Origin of the sequence: Burkholderia sp. D-99, assembly GCF_011605345.1 — a bacterium.
Lineage (GTDB): Bacteria > Pseudomonadota > Gammaproteobacteria > Burkholderiales > Burkholderiaceae > Burkholderia.
Window position 1 is genome coordinate 152022 of the sequence record NZ_JAAOXM010000004.1, and the last position, 17731, is coordinate 169752.

Below are 17731 nucleotides of genomic sequence, written 5' to 3' on the forward strand. Positions count from 1 at the left end.
ATGCCGTTCCGGATCAAAGCGGCGGGAGCGATGCCGCTTCGATCAGGAGCGCCTTCAAGATATCGGCATGCGATGAATAAACTGAACGCCGCGCGGCCATGCGCAAACGATTGCACGGCAGATATTTTTTCTGGAAAAAGTGCCGGAACGAGGCGGGGTGCGGTAGCGGAGGGTCGGCCGATGACGGGTCGATCGACCGGGTGGTGCAGACGATTGATGAGGTGGCTGGATTGCGCTGCGGGTCGCCGTCAGGTTTTTCCAAAGTTCATCGCGCATTGCAGGGGAACGCAGCGCGACGCTGGAGGAGGATGGTTTCGTCGTCGCGGTACGCGCGCCCCTCTCCTTCCGCTTCGCTTCCGGCCGTCCACGCCGAGTGACGACAAACCTCGGCACGTGGATGGCTGCCGGCGCGATCCTGCCGGCGCGCGACGCCGTTGCACGGGATACGTGGTGGACGCGATGAAAGCCGGGGGCCAAAGCGCAACCGCCTGCAATCGCAGGCGGTTGCGCTCCATCCGTGCATCAATTGCCCGCGTGTCGCGTGGCCTCGATCGGCCCCCCTTCCTCCGACTCGACATACCGCCACGCGATCTTCGGGCGCTCAACGCACTCGCTCAGGCGCCGTCAATTCACCCCGACCGCACTCCACGCGCGAGCGACCGTCGCGCTTTCAGCCGAGTTCGTGCCGTACAGGTCGTTCGCCGCCTGGATCGATGCACGTCGCGCATTCGGGTAGCTGGAGTTGGCATTCAGATACACGGTCAGCGTCCGGTACCAGATCTTGCCGGCCTTCTCGCGGCCCAGCCCGCTGAAGGTCGTGTCGCCGTTGCAGACCAGTTGCGACTTCGACAGACCGGTATCGGTCGACGGCACCGTCGGGCCTTCGGCCAGCAGGTAGAACAGACGGTTGCCGACACCCGACGTGAAATGCGGATCATGGCGCGGATTCGACCACGAGAACCCGCCGGACGGGTAGCAGCTGAACGACCGGCCATCGAGATCCTGCTTGTACATCTTGCGCAGGCCGCCGCTCACCACGCGCGCACCGATCACGTAGTTGCCGGGATCGTTCGGGTTGTTCGCGTAGTACTTGACGAGCGTGCCGAAAATGTCGGACGTCGACTCGTTCAGCCCGCCCGCATCGCCCGAATAGTTCAGGTTGGCCGTGGCTTCGGTCACGCCGTGGCTCATCTCGTGACCGGCCACGTCGACCGACACGACGGGCTTCGGCAGGCTCGTGCCCGGCTGGCCGTCGCCGTACACCATGATGTGCGACGGCATCCATGCCGCGTTCGCGCCGGTCGTGCCGCTGCCGGTGTCGAACACCACGTGCGCGAAGCTCTTCACGCCGCGCCCGTCGTTGAAGATGCCGTTGCGGTTGTGCGTCGTCTTGTAGTAGTCCCAAGTTAACGCCAGACCGTAATCGATGTCGGCGGCGACGGTCTGCCGATCGGTGGTCGTATTGTTGCCCCACGTGTTCGTGCTGCTCGTGAAGATCTGCAGGTCGGTCGCTTGCTCGACGTCCTCCGCGATCAGTCCGCGGCCGTCGTACACGGAGCCGCTGCCACGGTTCGGATCGAGCATCCGGTACGCGTTCGTGCCCGTCTGGTCGGTGGTGAGCGTCAGGTTGCCGTAGTACAACGAGCGTCCGGTGCCGGTTGCGGCGGCGGTCTTGATCAGGTCCTGTGCGTCGAGCACGGCACCCGTACGCGCATCGACGTAGTACAGCACCGCATCGCCGTGCGCGTCGGTCGACTTGCCGTAGACGCGCACCGCGTAAGCCAGCGTCGGCGTGACGTCACGTGCGAACACGACGAGTTCCGCGTCATCGACGCGGCGCACGTCCGAGTTGAAACGTGCGGCCGCGATGCGCTTGACCCTGGCGTTGCCGATGTCGGGTGCGTTGCGTACCACGGCGCGGTTTCCGACCTTGCCGATCGTGCCGGCGAGACTGATCGGCGCGAGCTGGGTCACGCTCGCCTGCTTCAACTGCCCCTTGCTCGAATGGACGACAACGTCACCGCCGATCACGGGCAGGCCCGCGTAGAAGCGGTCGAAACGCACGTGCTCGGTGCCGTCGGGATCGACGATCACGTCGCGTACCTCGAATTGATCGCTGTCCGTCGGCGCACTCGCCTGCGGCCCTGCGAACTTCAACGTGCGTGCTGTGCCGCCAGCGGCGAGACTGAAGGCGGACGGGTTCTGCTGGATCAGTTGCAGTGCCTTGTCGACCGTGGCCGACGGGTCGCCGGCCTGGGCAAAAGCACTGAGACTCGCGACGGTAATCGCGGTGATAGACAGCAGGCGAGACAGTTTCTTCATGTAATCCCCCGTGTTATGAATGGGTGATGTTCGAGGAATGCATCGAGTACAGACGTTGATCCAAGACATGTCACGAACTGCAGAGGGATGCTAGAAGGTCATTTTTATAATTACAAGATATTTTCTGACAGATTAATGTTTTCTGTCATCGAAGTTAATCGAGTCATGATTTGGTGAGAAATTTGAAATGATCTCGTCGGCCGCGCTGGCGATATCGACACCGTTGCATCGGCGGGACGTGCCCGGCGAGCCGGGTGCTACTCGGGCAAGGCAGTGCGTGGCGTGGATCAAGCGGGACGGACGGGCGACGTGAAGGCCCGGGTATGGCGGCCGGCACTATTTGCTTTATTAAATATTTATTTTGATTGTTGCCATCCCGGGCGCGCCGATGCGATTTTTAATGCCTCTCCCATTCTCGCCTTTGATGACGATGCCTTTTAATTCGTAGTGAAAGCCTGAAGAACGGCGTACGGGAAACTGTTTTCTACGAATCTTTCGTTCGAGCGGCGTGGCGCAGCCGACAGCATGGGCGCGTCACGCTTTCTCCTGCATCGGAATGCCGCGCATTGTGAAACGGGCGTGCCGTGGCACGCCGCTGTTTTCCTGGGAGACGCACGCGGCCGATGAACCCTCCGTTGGCGTCGGCCGCCTATCTGCCCTTCACCTTCACCTTCACCTGCACCACCAGCCATGTCAGCGTCCCCAGCACGAACACGGCGAGCGTCCACGTACCGCCATGGTGCTGCAGCACCGCCGCTGTTGCGGCGATGCCCGCCAGTCCTTGCTGCAGGAAGCCGCACAAGGCCATCGCGTGCGCGCCATGTTCGTGCGCATCGCTGACGGCGGTCGCCATGCTGTTCGGAAACAGCACCGCCTGGCCGAAAATCGCGAGGCAATACAGCGCGATGAAGATCCACAGGCCGGTGAAATGGGTCAGCAGGCCGCCCAGCCACGACGCCAGCATCAACGTGGTTGCCAGCGCAAGCAACGCGGCGCCGGCCTGCATCAGCCGGACCCCGCCGAGCCGTCTCACGAGGCGATTGACCAGCATCGCCCCGCTGAAATAGGCGATGCCGAGCAGCAGGCCGATACTGCCGAAGCTCGTCACGGCCAACTTGAAATGCTCCTGGAACACGAACGGACTCACTTCCTGCAAGGTGACGGTGGTCGCGAACCCCAACCCGCCCGCGCACGCCGGCCACAGGAAGCCCGGGCGCCGCAGCAGGATCCAGTAAATGCCGGCCATGCCCGACGTGTTGGCCGTACGGCTTCCCGCCTTCAACGGCAACGCGTACGACAGGCCGATCGCCAGCGCGGCGATGACGGCCATCAGCACGAAACCCGTTTGCCAATGACTGTATCGGCCGATCAGCCCGCCGACGAACTGGCCGCCGCCCAGGGCCGTGATGAAGGCGATCGACAACACGGAAAGGCGTCGCGCCAGTTCGTCACCGCGCCAGTTGTCGCGGACGATGATTCTGGCGATGATCGCCGCGCCGCCCCCGCCGATGCCCTGGATGGCGCGCAATACGAGCAGCGCCGGTGCGACCGTGCAGCTGGCGAGCAGCAGGCTGCTGGCAGCGAACAGCAGCAGCGAAATCAGCAGCGGGCCACGCCTGCCCCAGCGTTCCGCGGCAGCGCCCCAGAACGGCACCGGCAAAGCCGCGCCGATCACATAGGCGGAGATGGAGAACTCGGCGCCGCCTTGCGTCATCTTCAATTCGCGCATGACGACCGGCAGCGACGGCAGGTACACCGTCGTCGCCATTTGCGCCATGAATACGACCAGGCATGCCAGCGCCATCAGGGAAACAGCCGACGCGGCAGGTTCACACGGCGCGCCGGCGGCAAGAACGGGTTTGTCGCTCATGCCAGCCCCCGATCGGTTCGCGACGCGCGCCCGGTCGTTACCCGTCCGTGCCCACATGACGGGCTCCCGTCTCGGGCGCTATCCGCATGCATGCTCTCCTGCAATCCGGGTTCGGTCGCCATCGTTTCTCTCACTTGATCTTGTCGGGGTTTGCCGCGGCAGTGTGCGGCAAGACTGTAGCGGGTGATTGTACAAAGGCGCGGGCAGCGAAGGGTCGACGTTACTGCCAAATTCAAATGCCCGTTGCGGAGCGGCGAGGATACCCGGCGCGGCTCGCCCCGCCAATGCAAAGAGTCTGGCGGAGCAAGCCGGGGCATGGCCGATGTTCGATGTCGAATCGCGGCAGTCGAGCGGCCGCTTCGTGCATGAGGCACAATACGCGGCTTCAACATTCAACCGCGGTCAAACCCATGCGCTTCGTCGTCGTTGGAACCAGTGGAGCGGGGAAATCCACGTTTTCCAGCGCACTGGCGGCAGCAGCAGGCTGCCCTTACGTCGAACTGGATCGACTCTACTGGGGCCCCGACTGGACAGCCGTGCCGCCGGAACAGTTCGAGCGCGACGTGCTGGCCGCGACGGCCGGCGACCGCTGGGTCGCCGACGGGAACTACAGCGCCGTGCGCGACGTGCTCTGGTCGAGAGCCACGCACGTGATCTGGCTCAACTTCGGGCGGCGGACGGTATTCTCCCGGGTGCTCTGGCGCACGTTGAGCCGCGGGCTCATGCGCACCGAGCTTTCTCACGGAAACCGTGAGTCGCTGCGGATGGCATTCTCCCGGGAGTCGGTGCTGCTGTGGTCATACACCACGTTCGCCAGGAATCGGGTCAAGTTCACCGGCCTGCGTGACGACCCGAAATACGCGCATCTGCACTGGACGGAAATCACCCGGCCTTCGCGCACCCGCGCGGTCATCGAGATGCTGGCTCGCGCCGGCGCTTGAGCGCGGCGCGCGCGCTCGTGCACTCGTGCACTCGTGCACTTGGGCACTTGGGCACTTGGGCACTTGGGCACTTGGGCACTTGAGCGCCGGCGGGACATCACTTCACGGCCGCATTGCCGCCGTCGGCGAACAGGGCCGAGCCGGTCACGAAACTGGCCATCGGGCTCGCCAGGAACAGCGCCGCGGATGCGATCTCGTCGGGGTGGGCAATACGCTTCATCGCGTGGAGCCCGGCCGCCCATTCCTTCTGCTCACGGTCTCCGCCCATCGCGGTATCCACCCCGCCCGGCAACAGCGCGTTGGCCCGAATCCCCCGTGCCGCGTAGTCCGCGGTGATGCCCTTCACCAATCCCATCAAGCCGGCCTTGGACGCGCCATACGCGGACATGCCGGGAAGCCCGACGCTGGTTCCGACGAAGCTGGACGTGAAGACGATCGAACCGCCGCCGCGTTCGAGCATCGCGGGAATCTGGTTGCTTGCGCCCAGGAATGCCGCCGTCAGATTGGTGGACAGCGTTTGCTGCCACTCGTCGAGCGAGATGTCGGCGAGCGGCTTGAGCGGCCCGACCGTTCCCGCGTTGTTGATCGCGATGTCGAGACCGCCGAACTCGCGCAGGGCCGCCGCGACGAGCCTTCGATGCGTGTCGACGTGACCGACGTCGCCGGCGCACGCGTACGCCCGCCCGCCCTGACGACGGATCTCGTCGGCCACCTGGTTCAGCGTGGCTTCGTTTCGCGCGCCCAATACGATTGACGCGCCGTGCGCCGCGAACATCAACGCGATCGCACGGCCGATTCCGGCAGAGGCACCGGTGACAATGGCGACTTTCCCTTCGAGTACGGTCATCTTCTTCACATCCCGTGAGTTAGGTTAGTCACGGCAATGTAGGTGACCGTACGCAGGCAGACACTCCGTTTCTTGCTTTTGAAGTCCGGTGCGACGGCATCGCGGGTGGTGCGGCGTGGTCATGTCGCGCGCTGCAGCGATCTGCACGGGATGGAGCCCACCCGGCCTTCGCACACTCGCGCGGTCATTGAAATGCCGGCCCGCGCCAGCACTCGAGCGCGGCAGGACGCTTGCCTGCGTCAGTCGTCGAACGTGCCTTGATATTCCGGCGCGGCATCCGCGCGCGTGTTCAGCTCGAACATCACGCCGCCCGGCGCGCGGCAGAAGAAACGCGAACCGCGCCCGTTGTTGAAGACGTCCGTCACCATCTCGACGCCCTCTTCCCCGAAGCGTTCAAATAACGCGCGAACGGCATCGAGGCTCGGCAGTTCGAACCCGACGTGGAAATTCGTCGGCCATGCGGTCACTTCGTCGCTGACATGGTCGATCACCACGTCGAAGCCCGGGCGCTTGAGGATCCAGGATTTTTCCCAGCTTCCCGCGATCGTGAAGCCGAGGTGCCGCTCGAAGAATCGGGCGGTCGCGAGTGTGTCGGCCGAGGGGAAGCTCAGGTGATTGAGCTTCATGGTTTGCGTAATGGCAGTCATTGCGAGTCCCTGTCATGCGTTGATCGACGGAGGCCCCATGCCGTTCCGCCTGACGCATTCAGAATACGAGCCGGTGCTCACATTCGACAACTCGCATTGGACGCACGGTTCGACCGCGCGCGAACCCGCGTGATACGGCGGGTTGGAGCGCGGCCGTGAGCGCCACGGATCGCGCTACTCGCATTCGGCCGGCATGTGCGTGGACGGCATCACTTCCGGCACCCACCCACCTCCACTTTCGTGATGATGTCGGCATGATTCGTCTTGATGGTGATCATGCAGACGGAGTCGAGCACGGTTTCGTGGCCGTAATAGCCCGTGGCTTGATAGTCGTCCTGGTAGATCGGGGTCTCCGCCACCCCGTTTCCTGCCGGATTCACCCCGGCCACATGGCTGCCGACGTACCGGCTGCCGGTCTGGATGAACGTCTGGTTCGGGCTCACATGAACCCGTGAGCTGTCCCAGAAGTAATTCCCGGTGTAGCTCACCGACTCCGGCGATTGCGATTGCGGCGGCTGATTGACGAGCGGCCGGCCGAACGCCTTGAACGCCACGGATATCGGCTGCCCGACCATGGCTTTGGCCGCCTTCTGAATCGGACTGGGATACATGGTCGCGCATACCGGGCTGGAATCCAGCACGGAGCACACATTGGCGCAACCGGCGATGAACGGTATCGCCGCGCACGCCAGCACCATCGACATGCGGTTTCTCAAGACAGGCATCGTCATTCGATCCTCCTTCCGGACAGGTGGAACCCTCGTTGAAAGCGACATGCGCATGCCGCCCTACGTCTTCGCCGCTTCGTAAACCTTCGTCTTCGGATTGAACCGGTATTCGACGACATCCGCGGCGCCGTAGGTCTTTTTCTGACCGGCGTTGTCGATGCCCGTCCCCTTCATCGCCACGCGAAGACGCGGCCAATCGCGGCCCTCGGCCGGCAGGAAAGTCAGCGTCGACGCGCCGGCCACGCACGGTATGCGGTTGCCGGTACCGGCGGCATCGCATGCCGCGCCGTTGTCGTTGCCGCGAAACACGTTGCCGGCATAGGTCCAGTCGGTATCGTCAGGATTGCTTGACGCATTGGTGCGCTGGTAGACGAACATGCCGAACGACTTGATCCGGGTGCCGGAAGCCAGGTACCAGGTCGGGACCGCCAGCACGATCCGCCCGTCCGGCGTGGTCGTGCTCACGGCGGGTTCCTTGTCGTCGATCGTGTCGGCCTTCTCATAGCCGCCAAACTCGCCGATCGAGCGTTCCGACTCGACCATGTTCCAGCCGGCCACCCCGCCGTCCGTGGTCCATTCGAAGGTGGCTTCGGTAAGGGTCACCCGGGCCTCTGGCGCCGGCGCGGCGGTTTTCTCCTGTTCGGCGTACTTGTTCGGCGTGTCGTAGGCAAAGCCGGTGAAGTAGTGGCCACCGTTCAGGTCGAACGCGTGGCCGTACCAGTACGTGGCCTGGCTTCCATTGGCGATCTCCATCGTGTCCTCGCCATGCGCGTCCTTCTGGTAAATGCCCTCGAGCACCTGGCCGGGCCTGGGCGGCACGGGTGCCGGGCGTGTCTCGCTACCCTCGCGCTGCGCGGCAACGGCCTGCGTCGCCGAAGCGGCCGCCGGCTGCGCATTCGATGCAGGATCGGCGTGCCCGGATCGATCCCCGCATGCCGCGACCAGAAGCAAAACGACGGACAGCCACGCAAACTTCCCGATCATGTGCGTTTACCCCTGTGTGCAGTTCCGTGATGCGTCGCCATGTGACCCGATGCATGCTCACCGAGTGCACCGACGGATATCGCCGGTCGATACCGATTGCCCGGCCGATCGATTCGAGCGCGGGTTCTCGTGTTGACCAAATGGTGCGGATTGTCCGGGCGCTCAGCGGTAGCAACTGCCGTAACCGGCCGGAAAAGCCGATGGCATGGCGGCGCTCGCCGGGAAGGCAGGCAGCCGGATTTGACGCGGCAACGCGAGGCGCTGCGCGGAAAGCATCCTGTTCTCAGGTTTCATCGTTTTCATTTGTCGTTGTGGGCGCCAATACGGGCTTGGAAGACGTGCTCGGACACGCTCAATGCAGCGTTGCATTGCACCAGCGCCGATTATCTACACAATCGGCAAATAAATCATCCATCGACGGCATGGACACACGTTGTTTCTCGCGGAGAAATGTCGACGGCATTAGGCCGCAACGCGTGAAATTCGCCGGCGCCTGGCGCGGATCAAGCGCTTTCTTTCATGCGGATGACACATTCCACCGGGGCACAAGTCGCGCTTGCCGGTCCGGCATGGCCGGTTGCCCGCAGCGATGCCGGCGCCCTGCCAAATCCATTACGCCGGTGTTTGCCGTGCGAGACTCGAACATACGACCTGCGGCATCGACTGCCGGACAGGCCCTGCGTAGCCGTATCGATCTTCGCGGCGGACGCATCAAACGACAATGGCCCGGGGTCGACAGACACACCCCGGGCCACGGATTGCCAGCCGGTGCCGGGCATGACAACCACTGCCCGACACCGCCGTTCAATCGATACTGCGATTACGACATCAGAACTGGTAACCCGCGCCCACCACCGCGCCGAAGTCCGAACGCGTGTTGCCCGTTACCGACGCCTTGACGACCCAGCGGTTGCTTTCCGTCACGTACGAGTACCCGGCGGCGAAACCCTGCTGGCCGTGATAGTTCGACGTCGCCGCCGATACCATCGAGCGACCCGCGCCCGTCGGTTGCGGCAGGCCGGCCACGGCCATTGCCGATGCCACGCCGCCGTACATGTCCTTCTTCAGGTCGTTGAACGAGTTGTACACCTGGCCGATGCGCTGGTCGGTGTAGCCCTTCGCCTGCGTCGTTGCGGTCGACAGGTTGTCGTTCAGCTGCTGCACGTTCACCGCGTCGGTCGGCGCCGTGCCGGCCGCGACGTTCGTGACCTGGCGCTCGCTGCCCTTCGCACCGACCGAGAACGAATTGTCGCGATCGGCGACGGAGCCCTGGCCGACCGCCACCGCGTTCTTGCCGGTTGCGGTTGCCGTCGTCCCGATCGAGCCCGCATCGGCACGCGCGATCCACGTCGTGTTCGCATCGGTCGCCGCCGCGCGGATCTGGTCGTTGGCCGCCGCGTTCTTCAACGCGTTGTTGAACTGGCCCATGTTGACCGCGTCGTTGTTGTTCACGCCCGCCGCGACACCGGTCAGCACGCGGTCGCCCGCCGTGCCGGAGAAGTTCACGCTGGTGCCGCCGCTGTCCTTCCCGACCGTGATCGCGCCGTTCGGATCCTGCTGCTGCACGAGGCCGGCCTTGCCGTTCGCGATGTTGGTCACGTTCCCCTGCAGGTTCGTGATGTCGGTCGTGTTCTTCGCGACCTGCTGGTTGGTCGCGTAGAGCTGCGAGCCGTTCACCGCATCCGTGCTGGTTGCGCTGAGCGTGCCGGCCTGCACGTTGGTGATGCGCGTGCCACCGGCGCCGCCGAGGGTGATCGAACTCTTCGAGGCATCGTCGTACTGCACCGCGAGCGCACCCAGCTGGTTGAGGCTCGACTGCACACCCTTCAGCTGCTGTACGTTCACCGCGTCCGTATCGGCGGTGCCCGCGGCGACGTTCTTCAGCACGACGGCCGCATTCGTGTCACCGCCGACGAGCGATACCGAATTCATCCGGTTGCCGTTCGCGTCGACGTCGTACTTGACGACGTTCTTCACGGCCTCGCCCGCCTGGTTGGACACCTGCGTGATCTGCTGTTCGAGCGACGTTTTCACGCCAGACAACTGGCCGCCGTTCACGGCGTCCGTGCTGCCCGCGGCGACGTTGCCGTCGGCCACGTTCGTCAGCTTCGTCGGTGCCCCGCCGCGTGCCGCGTTGTAGGCGCCGAGCGTCGGGTCGAACTGCAGCGCGTCCTGCTGCAGCCCGGCGATCGCGGCCGTGTTGCCGGCAATGTTCGTTTCCGCATTGCCGATGCGCGTTTCGTGATTCTCGAGCGTCGTCGTGTTGCCGATGACGCGGCCGTCGAGATTCGTGAGCGCGTCGCCGACATTGTTGAACGAGCCGCCACCGACTTTATAGGCCGGCGCGCTGATCGAGCCGTCCGGATTCGCCGTCGCGCCGCCGCCCAGCGCGGCTGCCGTACCGTCGATCGCACGGCGCAGTTGCGCACCGTTCACCGCGTCGGTGCTGCCGGCCGCGACGTTGCCTTCCGCGACGTTGGTCAGGTGCACCGGGCTCCCGCCGTTGCCCGCGCCGAGCGAAACCTGCTTCTTGCTCGCGTCGTCGTACTTCACGGCGAGCGCATCGAGCTGGCTCGTGCCGTCCTGGATCGCCGCGTTCAACTGGTCGACGTTGACCGCGTCCGTTCCGTTCTTGCCGGTCGCGACGTTGCCGATACGTTGCGGGCCGTTGCCGCCGTGGCTCGCATCGTAGGTGCCGAGGTTCGCGTTCCACTGGAGCGCATCTTGCTGGAGCGCCGCGATGTTGCCCGTGTTCGTCGTCACCTGGTTGCCGAGCGTCGTCACGTTGTTGCTGACGGTCGTAATCGACTGGTTCAGCGTGTCGGTTGCCTTGCCGAGCTGGCCGACGTTCACCGCGTCGCTCGCGGCAATGCCGTCCGCCACGTTGTGCAGGCCGACCGGCGACGGTGCGCCCTTGCCGCCGAGCGTCACACCGCTGTGCGCGTCGTCGTCGTACTGCACGGCGTTTTTCGTCGCGTTGCCGATCTGGTTGTTGATCGACGTGCTCAGGTTGCCCAGCGTCGTGCTGATGTTGTTCGTCACGCTCGTGCTGAGCGACGACAGGCCGCCGTTCAGTTGGCCGACGTTCACCGCATCGGTATTCGCGACACCGGCCGCGACATTGTGCAGCGTCGTGCCGTTCGTGCCGGCGAACGTCACCGAGTCGAACCCGCTCTGGCCGTCGTACTTCACGTTGCGTGTGTCGGCTGCCTGCAGGTTGCTGATGTTGGTGGTCGCGGTGCTCAGCGACGTGTTGATGCCGGTGACGCTGGTCTGCAGGTTCGTGATGTTCGACGCCGCCGTCGAGATCGACGATTGCAGCGGCGCGATGCTGCCGTTCAGCTGACCGACGTTCACCGCGTCGGTGTTGGCGACGCCGGCCGCGACGTTGCCGATGCGTTGCGGGCCGTTGCCGCCGTGGCTCGCATCGTACGCACCGAGGTTCGTGTTCCACAGAAGCGCGTCCTGCTGGAGCGCCGCGATGTTGCCCGTGTTCGTCGTCACCTGGTTGCCGACATTCGTAATCGACTGGTTCAGCGTGTCGGTTGCCTTGCCGAGCTGGCCGACGTTCACCGCGTCGCTCGCGGCAATGCCGTCCGCCACGTTGTGCAGGCCGATCGGCGACGGCGCACCCTTGCCGCCGAGCGTCACACCGCTGTGTGCGTCGTCGTCATACTGCACCGCGTTCTTCGTCGCGTCGCCGATCTGGTTGGTGATCGACGTGCTCAGGTTGCCGAGCGTCGTGCTGATGTTGTTCGTCACGCTCGTGCTGAGCGACGACAGGCCGCCGTTCAGCTGGCCGACGTTCACCGCATCGGTATTCGCGACACCGGCCGCGACATTGTGCAGCGTCGTGCCGTTCGTGCCGGCGAACGTCACCGAGTCGAACCCGCTCTGGCCATCGTACTTCACGTTGCGTGTGTCGGCTGCCTGCAGGTTGCTGATATTGGTGGTCGCGGTGCTCAGCGACGTGTTGATGCCGGTGACGCTGGTCTGCAGGTTCGTGATGTTCGACGCTGCCGTCGAGATGGACGTCTGCAACGGTGCAATGCTGCCCTTCAGCTGACCGACGTTCACCGCATCGGTATTCGCGACGCCGGCCGCGACGCCGCCGATCGTGGTGCCGTTGCTGCCGTCAAGCGTGATTGCCGCATGCGAATCGTCGGTGTACTTCACGACGTTCTTCGTCGCCGTCACGATGCTGGTGCTGAGGCTGTTGCCCACGTTGGTCACGCGCTGGTCGACGTTCGAGATCGTGGTCGACAGCGAGTTGCCGACCGACGTCACGCGCGCGTCGACGTTGGCGATGCTCGTGCTGAGCGTGCCGTTCACGTTCTTCAGCTGCTGGACGTTGACGGCGTCCGTATCGGCCGCGCCTGCCGCGACGTTCTTGAGCTGGCGCTCGTTGCCGACCGCGCCGAACGACACCGCGCCGCCGACCGGTGCGGCCGTACCGCCGAACACCGGCGTGCCGCCGTTGTTCGCGCCGACGCTGCCCGAGCCGATGGCCACCTGGTTGTTGTCGTTCGTCTGCGCGCCCGCACCGATCGCCACGGATTGCGTGCCGCCGGCCCGCGTCTGCGTCGCCGCGTCGTACGATGCACCGGCCGACACGCCGTCGCTCGACGTCGGGTTCGCGCCGCCGATCGCCACCGAACGATCGCCGCTTGCCAGCGCCGAGTGGCCGAGTGCGATCGAGCTGGTGCCGCGCGCGTCCGCGACGTTACCGACCGCCATCGAGAAGTCACCGACTGCGGCCGACTGGCGACCGACGGCGAGCGACGTGTTGCCTTGCGCGACGGCGACCGTGCCGATGGCCGTGGCCGAGTTCGCCAGCGCCTGCGAGCCGACGCCGATCGCAATCGCACCGCCGCTGCTGGTGCCGCCCTTGCTGCTGGCATTCGACTGGTCACCGATCGCGATCCCGCTGGTGCCGGCCCGCGCATTCGTACCCATCGTGACATTTGCCGTGCTCACCGCCACGTAACTCCCGCTTTTGGTCGACACGCACAGCGGGTTCGTCCCGTCGATGCACTGGCCGTTCAGCGCGTTGTCCGGGTTGCCGCGGTCGACGAAATTGTCCGCATGCGCGGCACCCGCGATCAGGACACCTGCGCCTGTGAACATGGCGGCGGCAAGCGCCGAAATCTGCTTCCTCTTCATGGTCTTCTGCTCCGTTTTGTAGCGTTAGGTTTGAATACGGACTACTTATCTTTATTGAAGGCTTCAGCTGCGATTGCGATTACGATTGCGACTTCAGTGCGGAACCCGATGCCAATGCCCGGCCTGAGCGTGCCGAAGGCGACACGCAGCGTCCGCCCGTAACAACGGGACGTTCGAAAGCCCGGGCACGCCGTTCGTGTTACGGCCCGTTCCGTTAATTCGAGTAATGCATTAGGAATGCATATCGTTTGATATGGGCGAACTCGCCCATCGACTGAATCCGGAGATTCAGCTCGCCGTTATGGTCACCCCTGATTTGATGTCGCGCAGACCGCGACCAACCCCGCTTCTTTTATTTCATCCACGGCAACCGGATTTTCGCGTGAGCGATACGGGCATGCGTCCGGATGCGCATCAACTGATGCGCCGGATCCGAATCGCACAACGTCCGTCACAACCCGCCGTGCCTTGTGTTGCTCTGTGTAACCCTGCACTCAAAGTTCGGACGAATTATGAGACACGATCTAAAATTATTGAAGGTGACATTCTTTATAGATTGTAAAATCCATTACATTCAACGGGTTACGTTAAAAACGCGCATCTCGCAAACGATTTCGCGCCGCCGAAATTAATCCAGATGTTTTGTCGGGCGGACAAATTCTTTGCCGTGGCGGATTAAAGATAAATACCGGCAAACGATTTCGGCAGAAAAATCGCCGAGCCGCACGATCGCACGCGGCGGTACAAATGAAAATGGCGGAAATGGACAGGCACCAGGGTGCCACACCGCAAATGCAAATCACAATACACGATGAAGAGTCCGAAAAGCGGAATGACGCGAATAGTGCTAATGCGTCTGGCAAGAATCGAAATATGCCCCTACAATTCGGCTCGCATCGATACCGGCAGCCGTACACTTTTCAGCGGGCAACGACGGCAATGCGCCGCGTCTTTACCGGATCGGTGATCAAAACAGGCAGTGCCGGGTATTACGCCGACCGGTTGTCTGTCGCGTAGTTTGGTGAAATCCGAATATCGACGCGCTTGTGCGTCGCCATAGCGCGGCTTCCGACGATTATTCCGTACCGGGCCGGCCACCCGCAGGAACGCAGCCAGCAGCCATTCCAGAACAGGTGCACGATGTCTCCATCGATCTCCGCATTGGGCGACGCCCATATCCTGATCGTCGACGATCAACCCGACCAGCTTCGCTTGCTGATCGACATCCTGCGCAGCACCGGGTGCCGGATCAGCATTGCGTCCGACGGACAGCAAGCGTGCCAGCGCGCGCAGGCGCTCATGCCCGACCTGATCCTGATGGATGTCCGGATGCCGCGCATGGACGGCTTCACCGCGTGCCGGCTGCTTGCCGCCGATCCGCTGACGTGCGCGATCCCGGTCATCTTCCTGACCGTGGCCGGCGCGTTGCACGAACGGCTCGAGGGGTTCGATATCGGTTGCGTCGACTATGTGGTGAAGCCGTTCGAGCCGGCCGAAGTGCTCGCGCGGATCCGGGTGCAGCTCAGGCGGGCGAAGCGCGATCGGCCCGTCGACACGGAAAGCCCGTTCGTGGCCGGCAAGGACGACGACATCATCGTGCGTGCGGCCATCCGCCACCTGGCACGGACGCTGAACGATCCGCCGACGGTGGAACAACTGGCACGCGCGGTCGGCACGCATGAAAAGCGGCTGTCACGTGCGTTTCGCGACAATCTCGGCCAGACGGTGTTCGAGTATCTGCGGCACGAGCGACTGCGGATCGCGCAGGATCTGCTGGATTCGACGTCGCTCAGCATTGCAAGCATCGCTAAGGAAATCGGTTTTTCCACGCCGGCGAATTTCGCGACCGCATTCCGCGAACGTTTCGGCCTCACGCCGACCGAGTGGCGGCGTCAGCGCCACGCCGGCGAACGTGCCGCACGTCGGGAGCCGCAGCGCGGCGCGTAACGCGCGTTCCGCGCATTCGCGATCACCAGTTGTATTTCGCGCTGGCCAGCACGGTCCGCTCGTTGCCGAACACGCACACGGTGTACGACTGGCAGCCGCTGACATAACGCCGGTCGAACAGGTTCGCGACGTTCAGCGCGAACCGCCAGTGCGGCATCTCGTAGTGCAGCGCGACGTCGACCAGCGTCACGCTCGGCACGGTCAGCGAGTTGTCGGGTGCGCCGGCCGACGCGCTCTGGTAGCGCACGCCGCCGCCGAACCCGAGACCCGACAGCGCGCCCGTGCGCCAGGTCCAGTCGGCCCACATCGACGCCATCTGCCGCGGCAGCGGCACGGCCACCGGCCAGTTGTTCAGCGACGCGTCGTTCGCCTGCACGTTCTTGACGTCCTGATAGACATACGACGCGACGACCGACAACTCGCGCGTGACCTTGCCGACCGCGCTCAGCTCGATCCCGCGCGAGCGCACCTTGCCGGTCTGCACGGACGTCGTGCCGGTCGAATCGAGATTGACCGGCGTCGGCGTGACGACGTTGGTCTGGTCGATCTGGTAGACGGCCGCACTCAGCATGAGGTTCCTGCCGGGCGGCTGCCAGCGCAACCCGGCTTCCGTCTGCGTGCCGCGGGTCGGCTTCGGCAGGCCGCCGCCATACAGGCGCACGCCGATGACGGGGTCGAACGACGTCGAATAGCTGACGTACGGCGACAGCCCGGCGTCGCCCTGATAGGTGAGCCCGACCCGCCCGGAGAAGGCACTGACGTCCTGCTGCGCCTGCGTGCCGGCCGTCCGGTCGTCGAACCGCGCATTGACGAAATCCTCGCGGCCGCCGAGCGTCAGCGTCCAGCGCTGCCAGCGGATCTGGTCCTGCGCGTACACGCCGAACGTGTTCATCGCCGTGTACTGGTCGACGTGGCCGAGCGACGTCGGGCCGGAGAAAATCGCGTCCGTGACGGGCCGGTACACGGGGTGATACAGGTTGAGCGACGGCGCCAGCGCGAGCCATACGCTGTTGGTCGTCGTCTGCCGGTCGTATTGCACGCCGAGCAGCAGCGTATGGTCGAGCGGCCCCGTGCCGAAGCGCGCCTGCGCGTGGTTGTCGATATCGAGCCGGCTGTAGTTGAGCTGGAACAGCCCCGCGAATCGCATCATGTTGGTGGTGCTGCGAGGCGTGAAGCCGTTGCCGAACACCGTCGCGTCGTCGAGCGACAGGTGCGACCAGCGCACGTCCTGGTGCAGCGACCAGATCGCATTCACGCGGTGCTCCAGCGCGTAACCGAGCGACCACTGCTTCTTCCGGTAGTCGTTGAACCCGGGGTCACCCATGTAGAGATCCTGCGACAGGCGCCCGTTCGGGTTCGGCAACACCGTGCCCGACGCGGGCAGGAAGTTCGACGAGATATCGCCGCTGTCCTGCAGGAACGTCGCCGAGAGCGTCAGCGACGTGTCGGCGTTCGGCCGCCAGCGGAACGACGGCGCCAGCGCGACACGCCGGTCGCCGTTCGGGCCGGTGACCGCGTTGCCGTCGCGCGCCACACCGACGAAGCGATACGCATAGCGGCCGTCCGGGTCGAGCGCATCGCCGACATCGACCATGAATTGCTTGCGCGCGTCATTGCCGATCTCCACGCCGGCTTCACGGACGCGCTCGCCGTCGGCGAGCTTCGTGTGCGCGTCGACGATCGCGCCGGGCTCGCCCGCGCCGTACAGCACCGACGTCGGCCCGCGCAGCACCGCGATCGAATCGATCGTGTACGGGTCGACGCGCCAGTTCGCGATGACGGCCGTATTCGGCGCGGCCACGCCGTCGACATACAGCGTCGGCGTGAAGCCGCGCAGCGCCGCATACCAGTCGGTGCGGCTGTCGGCACCGAACGTCGCGAATCCCGGCACGTAGCGCAGCGCCTGATTCAGATCGGTCGCGCCGGTCATCTCGATCTGCTGCGCAGTCACGAGATTGATCGTTTGCGGAACTTCGGCCACCGGTGTGTCGGTCTTCGTGCCGGCCGTCGTGCGCAACCCGACGAGCCCGCTCGACAAGCCGTCGGCCTTCCCCGTCACGTCGATTGCCGGCAGCACGGCCGCCGCCGCGCCGGCCAGCGGCGCCGCTGCCGCACCCGATGCCTGCGCGTGCGCGCCGCCCGCTGCCGCCACGTACAACGCGCTGCCGGCTGCGATCGCCATTGCGCGTCGCGCCGCACCTGTCTCCGTTACCATCGTTCCATGCTCCGTCGTGCTGGCGGCCGATTCGGCCCGATCGCGGCGCGACGCACCGCCGGCGTCC

Annotated in this window: 11 protein-coding genes; 2 read left to right on the top strand and 9 right to left on the bottom strand. The window is 64.6% G+C overall.

Annotated elements, in window-relative coordinates:
• Positions 1 to 13: 13 nt before the first annotated feature.
• From HAV18_RS17965 to HAV18_RS17975, 3 genes are all read right to left on the bottom strand, one after another.
• On the bottom strand, positions 14 to 262 hold the full coding sequence (locus HAV18_RS17965) for a hypothetical protein (RefSeq protein WP_166958131.1): 249 nt from the start codon (positions 260 to 262) through the stop codon (positions 14 to 16).
• Positions 263 to 624: 362 nt separating this feature from the next.
• Positions 625 to 2322, bottom strand: coding sequence for a M4 family metallopeptidase (locus HAV18_RS17970; RefSeq protein ID WP_166958133.1), 1698 nt, complete (start codon positions 2320 to 2322; stop codon positions 625 to 627).
• 649 nt (positions 2323 to 2971) lie between these two features.
• Positions 2972 to 4192: an MFS transporter gene (locus HAV18_RS17975; protein WP_243771692.1), complete on the bottom strand. Its 1221-nt coding sequence runs from the start codon at positions 4190 to 4192 to the stop codon at positions 2972 to 2974.
• Between the two features lie 410 nt (positions 4193 to 4602).
• On the opposite strand from HAV18_RS17975, the gene HAV18_RS17980 reads away from it, so the two are divergent.
• Positions 4603 to 5133 (top strand): toxin, encoded by a 531-nt coding sequence (locus tag HAV18_RS17980; RefSeq protein WP_208102012.1) that lies wholly within the window; start codon positions 4603 to 4605, stop codon positions 5131 to 5133.
• Positions 5134 to 5230: 97 nt separating this feature from the next.
• On the opposite strand, the gene HAV18_RS17985 is transcribed toward HAV18_RS17980, so the two are convergent.
• The 5 genes from HAV18_RS17985 to HAV18_RS18005 form a co-directional block, all read right to left on the bottom strand.
• A complete protein-coding gene (locus HAV18_RS17985) occupies positions 5231 to 5980 on the bottom strand; it encodes an SDR family oxidoreductase (protein ID WP_166958137.1) in 750 nt (249 codons plus the stop codon).
• A gap of 239 nt (positions 5981 to 6219) precedes the next feature.
• Entirely contained in the window at positions 6220 to 6627 is a 408-nt protein-coding gene (locus HAV18_RS17990) for a VOC family protein (protein ID WP_208102013.1), read from the bottom strand.
• A gap of 209 nt (positions 6628 to 6836) precedes the next feature.
• Complete coding sequence (locus tag HAV18_RS17995; protein ID WP_166958139.1) at positions 6837 to 7358, bottom strand: hypothetical protein; 522 nt, start codon at positions 7356 to 7358, stop codon at positions 6837 to 6839.
• 57 nt (positions 7359 to 7415) lie between these two features.
• A complete protein-coding gene (locus HAV18_RS18000; RefSeq protein WP_166958141.1) occupies positions 7416 to 8306 on the bottom strand; it encodes a hypothetical protein in 891 nt (296 codons plus the stop codon).
• Positions 8307 to 9167: 861 nt separating this feature from the next.
• Positions 9168 to 13502: a YadA-like family protein gene (locus HAV18_RS18005; protein WP_166958143.1), complete on the bottom strand. Its 4335-nt coding sequence runs from the start codon at positions 13500 to 13502 to the stop codon at positions 9168 to 9170.
• Positions 13503 to 14642: 1140 nt separating this feature from the next.
• Here HAV18_RS18005 and HAV18_RS18010 point away from each other — a divergent pair.
• Positions 14643 to 15449 carry a response regulator gene (locus HAV18_RS18010; protein WP_166958145.1) on the top strand — a complete coding sequence of 269 codons (807 nt, stop codon included), beginning with the start codon at positions 14643 to 14645 and terminating at the stop codon, positions 15447 to 15449.
• 22 nt (positions 15450 to 15471) lie between these two features.
• Here the strand turns inward: HAV18_RS18010 and HAV18_RS18015 are convergent, their stop codons facing one another.
• Positions 15472 to 17664, bottom strand: coding sequence for a TonB-dependent siderophore receptor (locus HAV18_RS18015; RefSeq protein WP_166958147.1), 2193 nt, complete (start codon positions 17662 to 17664; stop codon positions 15472 to 15474).
• Positions 17665 to 17731 lie beyond the last annotated feature (67 nt).

Coding starts and splice junctions, on each gene's coding strand:
- HAV18_RS17990 (WP_208102013.1), bottom strand. CDS start 6,627: ATGACTGCCATTACGCAAACCATGAAGCTCAATCACCTGAGCTTCCCC.
- HAV18_RS18015 (WP_166958147.1), bottom strand. CDS start 17,664: ATGGTAACGGAGACAGGTGCGGCGCGACGCGCAATGGCGATCGCAGCC.
- HAV18_RS17975 (WP_243771692.1), bottom strand. CDS start 4,192: ATGAGCGACAAACCCGTTCTTGCCGCCGGCGCGCCGTGTGAACCTGCC.
- HAV18_RS18010 (WP_166958145.1), top strand. CDS start 14,643: ATGTCTCCATCGATCTCCGCATTGGGCGACGCCCATATCCTGATCGTC.
- HAV18_RS17980 (WP_208102012.1), top strand. CDS start 4,603: ATGCGCTTCGTCGTCGTTGGAACCAGTGGAGCGGGGAAATCCACGTTT.
- HAV18_RS17995 (WP_166958139.1), bottom strand. CDS start 7,358: ATGACGATGCCTGTCTTGAGAAACCGCATGTCGATGGTGCTGGCGTGC.
- HAV18_RS18005 (WP_166958143.1), bottom strand. CDS start 13,502: ATGAAGAGGAAGCAGATTTCGGCGCTTGCCGCCGCCATGTTCACAGGC.
- HAV18_RS17970 (WP_166958133.1), bottom strand. CDS start 2,322: ATGAAGAAACTGTCTCGCCTGCTGTCTATCACCGCGATTACCGTCGCG.
- HAV18_RS17985 (WP_166958137.1), bottom strand. CDS start 5,980: ATGACCGTACTCGAAGGGAAAGTCGCCATTGTCACCGGTGCCTCTGCC.